The sequence below is a fragment of the Maridesulfovibrio bastinii DSM 16055 genome (genome assembly GCF_000429985.1).
GTDB classification, from domain to species: domain Bacteria; phylum Desulfobacterota; class Desulfovibrionia; order Desulfovibrionales; family Desulfovibrionaceae; genus Maridesulfovibrio; species Maridesulfovibrio bastinii.
The window spans coordinates 106,837-114,199 of record NZ_AUCX01000018.1 but is presented as its reverse complement, the minus strand read 5'-3'; the positions used below and the strand labels follow the sequence as shown (position 1 = coordinate 114,199).

Here is a 7,363-nt window from a genome sequence, read left to right as displayed (position 1 = left end):
AAGAATTTTACAACAGAATCTTGAGCAAGCATGGAGTACCCCAAAAGGCAATTGCTGCACTTGCTCGAAAACTTGCTGCTTTACTTTGGAAACTCAGTATTCCAACTAAGGCAGTATAACGGATCGCGAGGGGCTTTTGGTTGCTTTGACAACGAAATAAAAATGGCGATCCTAAATTGATTTGGTACCGAATCGGTACTTGGTGCCGCTGAGCACGAATAAGAAAAGGAATATCAATTAATTGCACCGCAAGGTGAGGGATGAATGCGGCCTACGAAAACATAAAATCAGAATTAGCGGGGTGCTTGACAACGTGCCGCATAAGAAAAAGTCCCGCTCCATGACATGAAGCGGGACTTTTTCATCGATAATGCCGCACAAAACATTACTACAGCCGCCTCAGTCAATCTGTATGCTGTTGCCATTTTAATTCAGATAAAAAATATTAAGCATCAATATGCTGTAATAGCGGTAAAAAATTAATATCTATTTATTTTTAAGCTCTACAGACGATTATTCAGCTTTACGTTAATAAAAAGCTTTTATATCTTATAGAGATAAATCATTATCCTTAAAAAGGCGCATCCATAAAGGCATCATATCTACGGAGAGAATATGAAAATAAAAGACTGGCTGGAGAATACATTTAATACCATCAAAAAAAAAATAAATACGGTTAGAGAAGTCCAGCCCGGAAATTTCCTTAAAATGGCTAACGAAATTACAGAACTCGCTGAAGCCTGCACTCATATCTGCCATCCGGAAAGTGAAGTCCTTATCCAGATTGAGCGGGTTAAAATAGAAATGGCTCAGCTGATAGAACTGACATCAAAACCCGAATTTAAAAGACTTTCTATACAAAGGCGACTTGAACTTAAAGAAAGCCTGATTCAATCACGTGAGCAGATACTCAACTCTATACAGACGGCCCCTGCCCCGACAAGATTTCTACAATAGAATTGTCTTTTCATTTTTGTTTATTCCTCAAATTTTATCCTAATCTGTATAGTTTTAAAAAATATCTGACAGCAAAACAATTTCAGTTATTGCTGTCATTTTATTTTGAAAAACAGACCAGATATTTTTCGTTTCACTGCAATACAATATGATACTTTAAAAATAAGTATTGCCCCCAACATGCAATTTCTAACTTGAATACGGCATAAAATTTGCTTATTTCCTGACAGAATATTGTCATGTCAAAAATCAGACTTCTGGATAACTTCAACCGGAAATTTCAAAAATGAAAAAAATTATTATCCTGCTTGCATTGTTTCTGGTTTCCTGCACCCATTTTGAGCCCCAACTAGCGACTCAATCAATATATTATGAAGACAGTGCAGTGGAACTATCCAGACTAATGGTTTACACTCGTCCGCAAAAACCGCACTACAAACCACTTTCAGCTCTTTTCTATCCGTATCATGTAACACAGGGTATCCCCAACGGCAGATTCTGGGGTCAACAGATCGGAAAGCTGGTCTGGGAAAACTGGACCGGACTGCAACTTTTTCCTTCAATGGTCTATGATGACAATCTAGCCTACAGAGGGCTTGAAGATGCTCTTTTTACAGCCCGCAACAGAGGTTATGACCTTCTTATTGTCGGCTTCGTTCCATATCTGTACCTCGGTCACACAGTAGACAGCTCTGCTTTGACAATTCAGGTAAAAATATACGAAACACAGCATGGACAGATGCTTTGCTCCTTTGAGCAATCCGGCAGAATAGATAAAAGAATGGATGATGATTTTATAGTTTTCAAACGCACGCATCGTATGCCGGATTCCGCACTTTACAGCATAACTCAGGCTATTTCCGGCAACATGGCTGTTCCGCTGACATCGTGGGCTTTATTCGAGTCCTCTTCTGCCGGTATGACATCCGCATTGACAGCAGCAATGCAGAAAGCCGAGCAGGAGCAGAAAGAGCAGGTCCTTTCATATCAGCAGCAGGAAGAACCGCAACCTAAAGAATTTAAAACACTTGAAAGCGAGAATACCGTTCTCAAACCTGCAGCTCTGCCGCAACCTGAAAAGCAGCCTTCAATCAACCTCGCTATTCAATTTGATAAGAGTGAATCTACAATAGATCCAAAATCTCTTCCTATTTTAAATGAGTTGGGTAAAGCTCTTAACGGGCAAAAATTAAAAGATAAAAAGGTAACTATCACTGGTCATACAGATAGTGATGCCTCTAAAGAATTTAACATGAAGTTGAGTAAGGACCGCGCGGAAGCAGTCAAAAAATATCTTATCGATAACTTTATGATATCGCCGGACCGACTGATTACCCGTGGTGTAGGCTCAACACAGCCGCTGGTACCTGATACATCGGAATACAATAAGCAATTCAACCGCAGGGTTCAAATCACATTATCGTCATAAAAAAAGTGCCGGATCAGCTTCATGATCCGGCACTTTTCAAATCATACCCCACCTGTTAAGGATGTTTTTACCTGAAGCTATGTTTTATGCGGCATTGACATCCCTGCAACAAGTCATATCCTAAGGCTCTGGCTAAAATTTCATGGGGGTTTCGGCTTTCCCCCGAAGTCCATTTATGATACCTCCAAAGTCCACGTTAACCTGCGGGTTAAAATGGACACGGATGAATCAACCGGATTTATTCCGGACTGAATTAATACAATTGCAAACCGGCAACCTGGCCTTTCAAATTTTTTAAACGTTTGAAAAGGCTAGCGAGGAATTTTAAATGATAGGTATTTCAAAACTTTACTGTGATGCAGTCGAATCTTCTGATGTTCTGCGTTATGGCCGTGATTCTGGAAAACTGCCCTCTCACCTGCTGCAGTTCTCTGAAGATAAAAAACCTGTTGTAGTCTGGAACATGACACGCAGATGTAATCTGAAGTGTGTGCATTGTTATGCTCAGGCTGTCGACCCTGACGGAGTTGATGAAATTTCAACACCTCAGGCAAAAACACTTATAGACGACCTTGCACAATTCGGCGCTCCGGTAATGCTCTTCTCCGGTGGAGAACCGCTCGTACGCAAAGACCTCGTGGAACTGGCCCATTATGCTGTCGGTAAAGGTATGAGAGCCGTTATATCAACTAACGGAACTCTGATTACCAAAGAAAAAGCAAAGGAACTTAAAGAAGTAGGACTGTCTTATGTTGGTATCTCCCTTGATGGCGGAGAAGAAACACACGACAAATTCCGCGGAGTTCCCGGTGCTTTTAAAAAAGCCCTTGAAGGCGTTGAAAACTGTAAGGCCGAAGGACTCAAAGTAGGTCTGCGCTTTACAATCAACAAACGCAACTGGGTTGAAGTACCTACCATTTTTCAGATCCTCAAAGATATGGAAGTTCCCCGTGTCTGTTTCTACCACCTTGTCTATTCGGGCCGCGGCTCAGAACTGATTAAGGAAGATCTGGACCATGCAGAAACCCGCAAAGTGGTCAACCTCATCATGGATGAAACAAGAGCCCTTTTCGATGCAGGACATCCCAAAGAAGTTCTTACTGTTGACAACCATGCTGACGGCCCTCTCGTTTATCTGCGCCTGCTTAAAGAAGACCCCAAACGTGCGGAAGAAGTTCTCAAACTTCTACAGTTCAATGAAGGCAACAACTCCGGTCGTGGAATAGGCTGTATTTCATGGGACGGACAGGTTCACGCAGACCAGTTCTGGCGTAACCATACCTTCGGCAATGTTCTCGAACGTCCTTTCTCTGAAATCTGGACTGATGAGAATATTGAGCTGCTGCACAAACTTAAAGATAAAAAACAGTATGTCGGCGGACGCTGCGCCAAGTGTCGCTATCTCAAGATATGCGGCGGTAACTTCCGTGCCCGCGCGGAAGCCTACTATGATGATATCTGGGCTCAGGACCCGGCATGCTACCTGACAGATGAAGAAATCCGCAAGGAAGACTAAGCTTGAAATAAAAACCCCGGCGGAAAAATTCGCCGGGGTTTAATTTTATAACAATAAATCTACCCCCCATACGGAGGCTGCAATGACTTATGACTTTTTCAGAGGACGCAGACTCAGGCGTACCGCCTCCATCCGTGACCTTTTCAGAGAAAATACGATTACCGCTAATGACTTGATGATGCTTTATTTTGTAGCGGAAAATGATGATCCAGAATTTAAAGCTCCAATCAAGTCTATGCCCGGACAGTATCAGCTCAGCCTGAACCAGCTTGAAAAAACTGTTGGCGAAGCTGTTAAGAACGGTCTCAAAAGTCTTATGCTCTTCGGCATTCCGGCTGAAAAAGACCCTGTCGGTTCTCAGGCATACGCTAAAGACGGTATAGTCCAGCAGGCCGTAAAAAGATTAAAGGATAAATGGCCGGACCTTGTAGTAACCACCGATGTCTGCCTGTGTGAATATACTTCGCACGGACATTGCGGTCTCATTAAAGACGGTTTTGTTGATAACGACTCAACACTGGAGCTGCTGGCACAAACAGCCATCTCCCACGTTGAGGCCGGAGCCGATATGGTTGCCCCCTCCGACATGATGGACGGACGTGTTCAGGCTATCAGACAGGGTCTTGACCAGAACGGATTCATCAATACGCCGATAATGTCTTATGCTGTGAAGTACGCTTCCGCATACTACGGACCTTTCCGTGATGCAGCTGAAGGTGCTCCCAAATTCGGAGACCGTAAAACATACCAGATGGATATTGCCAATTCCCGTGAGGGACTTCGTGAAGCAACCGCTGATATGATTGAAGGTGCCGACATCCTGATGGTTAAACCAGCCGGTCCCTATCTTGATATGGTACGTTCACTGCGCGACTCTTTCGATCTGCCCATTGCTGCGTATCAGGTCAGCGGAGAGTACTCTATCATCAAAGCCGCCGGATTAAACGGCTGGATAGACGAGCAGGCTGTTGCAATGGAATCTCTTATCGGCATTAAAAGAGCCGGTGCAGATCTCATTATGAGCTATTTTACCGAAGACGTTCTTAAATTACTTGGATAATATATGAGTGAAAACAAACATCCACACGGTCACCCCGGCGCAAAGCATCCGGGCGGAGGACATCCCGGTGCTCACCCCGGTGTTCACCCCATCCCTCAGAAAAATGCTGACGGTTCCCCTCCGCTACGTCTGATAGCATGGGAAATAACCCGTTCATGTAACCTTGCATGCAAGCATTGCAGGGCTGAAGCACACCCGGAACCCTACCCGGGAGAACTTTCCACAGCAGAAGCTAAAGCACTTATCGATACCTTTCCTGAGACAGGAAATCCGATCATCATCTTCACCGGTGGTGAGCCGCTTATGCGTGATGATGTCTTTGAACTGGTTGAATACGCAAAGTCCAAAGACCTGCGCTGTGTAATGGCTCCCAACGGAACACTGCTGACTGCTGAAAATTCAGTACGTCTTAAAGAAGTCGGCATTGAACGCTGCTCAATTTCAATTGATGCAGCCATTCCCGAACAGCATGACACTTTCCGTGGAGAAAAAGGCGCATTTGAAAAAGCAATGCGCGGAATACAGTATCTTAAAGATGCAGGAATCGAGTTCCAGATCAATACCACTGTAACCCGTAACAACCTGCACATGTTCAAAGATATCTTCCATCTTGCCAAGGATATCGGTGCCTCGGCATGGCACATATTCCTTCTTGTACCGACAGGAAGAGCTGCTGAACTGGGAACAGAAATAATCTCGGCAGATGAATATGAAGAAGTGCTCAACTGGTTCTACGATTTCCAGAAAACTACTGACATGCAGTTGAAAGCTACATGTGCTCCACACTACCACCGTATTTTGCGCCAGAGAGCTAAAGAAGAGGGAATCCCGGTCAACTTCGAGAACTTCGGTCTTGATGCTGTCAGCAGAGGATGCCTTGGTGGTATAGGCTTCTGTTTCATTTCACATACCGGTCAGGTCCAGCCCTGCGGTTATCTGGAGCTTGATTGCGGTAATGTCAGGGAAATACCTTTCCCCAAAATATGGAGCAGCTCACCGCAATTTCTCAACCTCCGTAACCCGGAAGTTTATGATGGCAAGTGCGGCTACTGTGAGTATGAAAAAGTTTGTGGTGGCTGTCGCGCCCGTGCGGCAACAATGGAAGGCGGATATCTGAAACAGGAACCGCTCTGCTCTTATACTCCCAAGAAAAAACCGCGCGTAAAAAATCAGGAGGATTAATGGATTCAGTTGATAAAACCATTCTGGACGTAATCCAATCCGGTTTTCCTATTACCGGCAGACCATACGCCGAAATCGGACGCATTGCCGGTATAAGCGAAGATGAAGCACTGTCCAGAGTCAATAAACTCCGGGAAGACGGTGTAATAAGAAGGATAGGAGCTAACTTCGGCTCACGCGAACTGGGCTGGCGTTCAACATTGTGCGCTGCAAAAGTTCCTGAAGATAAGCTGGATGATTTTGTTGCTGAAGTTAATAAGCATTCGGGTGTAACCCATAACTATCTTCGTGAAAACGAGTTTAACATCTGGTTTACATTTATTGGTCCTGAATGGGATGAAGTTGAAAAAACACTGCAATCCATAACTGATAAGACCGGTATTGAAATCCTGAACATGCCGGCCAGCAAAATGTTAAAAATAAAAGTCGATTTCAATATGGAAAGCGACCAGAGAGAGAAAAACTGATGACTCAGAAAAAAACCATCATTTCTCCGTCATTACTTTCATGCGACTTCAGCAGACTTGCCGATGAGCTTAAAGCACTTGAAGAAGCAGGACTGGAATGGGCTCATCTTGATGTCATGGATGGAATGTTCGTCCCTAATATAACCTTCGGACCTCCGGTAATAAAATCTATGCGCAAAGAGTCGAATCTCTTTTTCGACTGCCACCTTATGATTGAACAGCCGGAGAGGTATATTCAGGAATTTGTTGATGCCGGAGCAGACCTCATCTGCGTTCATGCCGAAGCCACAAATCATCTTGAAAGAGTTGTTTCGGCAATTGCGGATGCAGGTGTTAAACCTGCTGTTGCCCTGAACCCGGCAACACCTCTGGACGAAATTAAATACCTTATCCCGCAGTTATATATGGTACTCATAATGAGTGTTAACCCGGGATTCGGCGGACAGAAATATATTCCATTCTGCACTGAAAAAATCAGCGAGCTGAAATCAATGATTACAGCTCAGAAAGCTGAAACACTCATTCAGGTAGATGGCGGCGTTACCATGGAAAACTGTAGAGAGCTGGTTGAAGCCGGAGCTGATGTTCTGGTTTCAGGTTCTGCTTTTTTCAAGTTTCCCCCTTACGCTGAAAGATATAAAAAATTCATTGAGACCTGTAACGGTTAGCTTTTAAGCTGTTACTCAACAGGACTTAAGCACTGTAAAATAAAAGCCCCGTGCTGTTCAAACAGCACGGGGCTTTTTCTGCTT

At 44.1% G+C, this 7,363-nt stretch carries 7 protein-coding genes; all 7 read left to right on the top strand.

The window, feature by feature from the left end; genetic code table 11:
• Positions 1-615 precede the first annotated feature (615 nt).
• The 7 genes from G496_RS0110365 to rpe all read left to right on the top strand — a co-directional run bounded on the left by G496_RS0110365 (position 616) and on the right by rpe (position 7,279).
• On the top strand, positions 616-957 hold the full coding sequence (locus G496_RS0110365; RefSeq protein ID WP_051294973.1) for a hypothetical protein: 342 nt from the start codon (positions 616-618) through the stop codon (positions 955-957).
• A gap of 286 nt (positions 958-1,243) precedes the next feature.
• A complete protein-coding gene (locus G496_RS0110360; protein ID WP_027179233.1) occupies positions 1,244-2,386 on the top strand; it encodes an OmpA family protein in 1,143 nt (380 codons plus the stop codon).
• 328 nt (positions 2,387-2,714) lie between these two features.
• On the top strand, positions 2,715-3,902 hold the full coding sequence (gene ahbC / locus G496_RS0110355) for a 12,18-didecarboxysiroheme deacetylase (RefSeq protein ID WP_027179232.1): 1,188 nt from the start codon (positions 2,715-2,717) through the stop codon (positions 3,900-3,902).
• 82 nt (positions 3,903-3,984) lie between these two features.
• On the top strand, positions 3,985-4,962 hold the full coding sequence (gene hemB / locus G496_RS0110350) for a porphobilinogen synthase (RefSeq protein ID WP_027179231.1): 978 nt from the start codon (positions 3,985-3,987) through the stop codon (positions 4,960-4,962).
• Between the two features lie 3 nt (positions 4,963-4,965).
• Positions 4,966-6,144: a heme b synthase gene (gene ahbD / locus G496_RS0110345; protein ID WP_027179230.1), complete on the top strand. Its 1,179-nt coding sequence runs from the start codon at positions 4,966-4,968 to the stop codon at positions 6,142-6,144.
• A complete protein-coding gene (gene ahbA, locus G496_RS0110340) occupies positions 6,144-6,611 on the top strand; it encodes a siroheme decarboxylase subunit alpha (RefSeq protein WP_027179229.1) in 468 nt (155 codons plus the stop codon). The genes ahbD and ahbA overlap by 1 nt, the downstream gene beginning before the upstream one ends.
• Positions 6,611-7,279 (top strand): ribulose-phosphate 3-epimerase, encoded by a 669-nt coding sequence (gene rpe, locus G496_RS0110335; protein WP_027179228.1) that lies wholly within the window; start codon positions 6,611-6,613, stop codon positions 7,277-7,279. The genes ahbA and rpe overlap by 1 nt, the downstream gene beginning before the upstream one ends.
• Positions 7,280-7,363: the final 84 nt, after the last annotated feature.

Coding starts and splice junctions, on each gene's coding strand:
- G496_RS0110365 (WP_051294973.1), top strand. CDS start 616: ATGAAAATAAAAGACTGGCTGGAGAATACATTTAATACCATCAAAAAA.
- G496_RS0110360 (WP_027179233.1), top strand. CDS start 1,244: ATGAAAAAAATTATTATCCTGCTTGCATTGTTTCTGGTTTCCTGCACC.
- ahbC (WP_027179232.1), top strand. CDS start 2,715: ATGATAGGTATTTCAAAACTTTACTGTGATGCAGTCGAATCTTCTGAT.
- hemB (WP_027179231.1), top strand. CDS start 3,985: ATGACTTATGACTTTTTCAGAGGACGCAGACTCAGGCGTACCGCCTCC.
- ahbD (WP_027179230.1), top strand. CDS start 4,966: ATGAGTGAAAACAAACATCCACACGGTCACCCCGGCGCAAAGCATCCG.
- ahbA (WP_027179229.1), top strand. CDS start 6,144: ATGGATTCAGTTGATAAAACCATTCTGGACGTAATCCAATCCGGTTTT.
- rpe (WP_027179228.1), top strand. CDS start 6,611: ATGACTCAGAAAAAAACCATCATTTCTCCGTCATTACTTTCATGCGAC.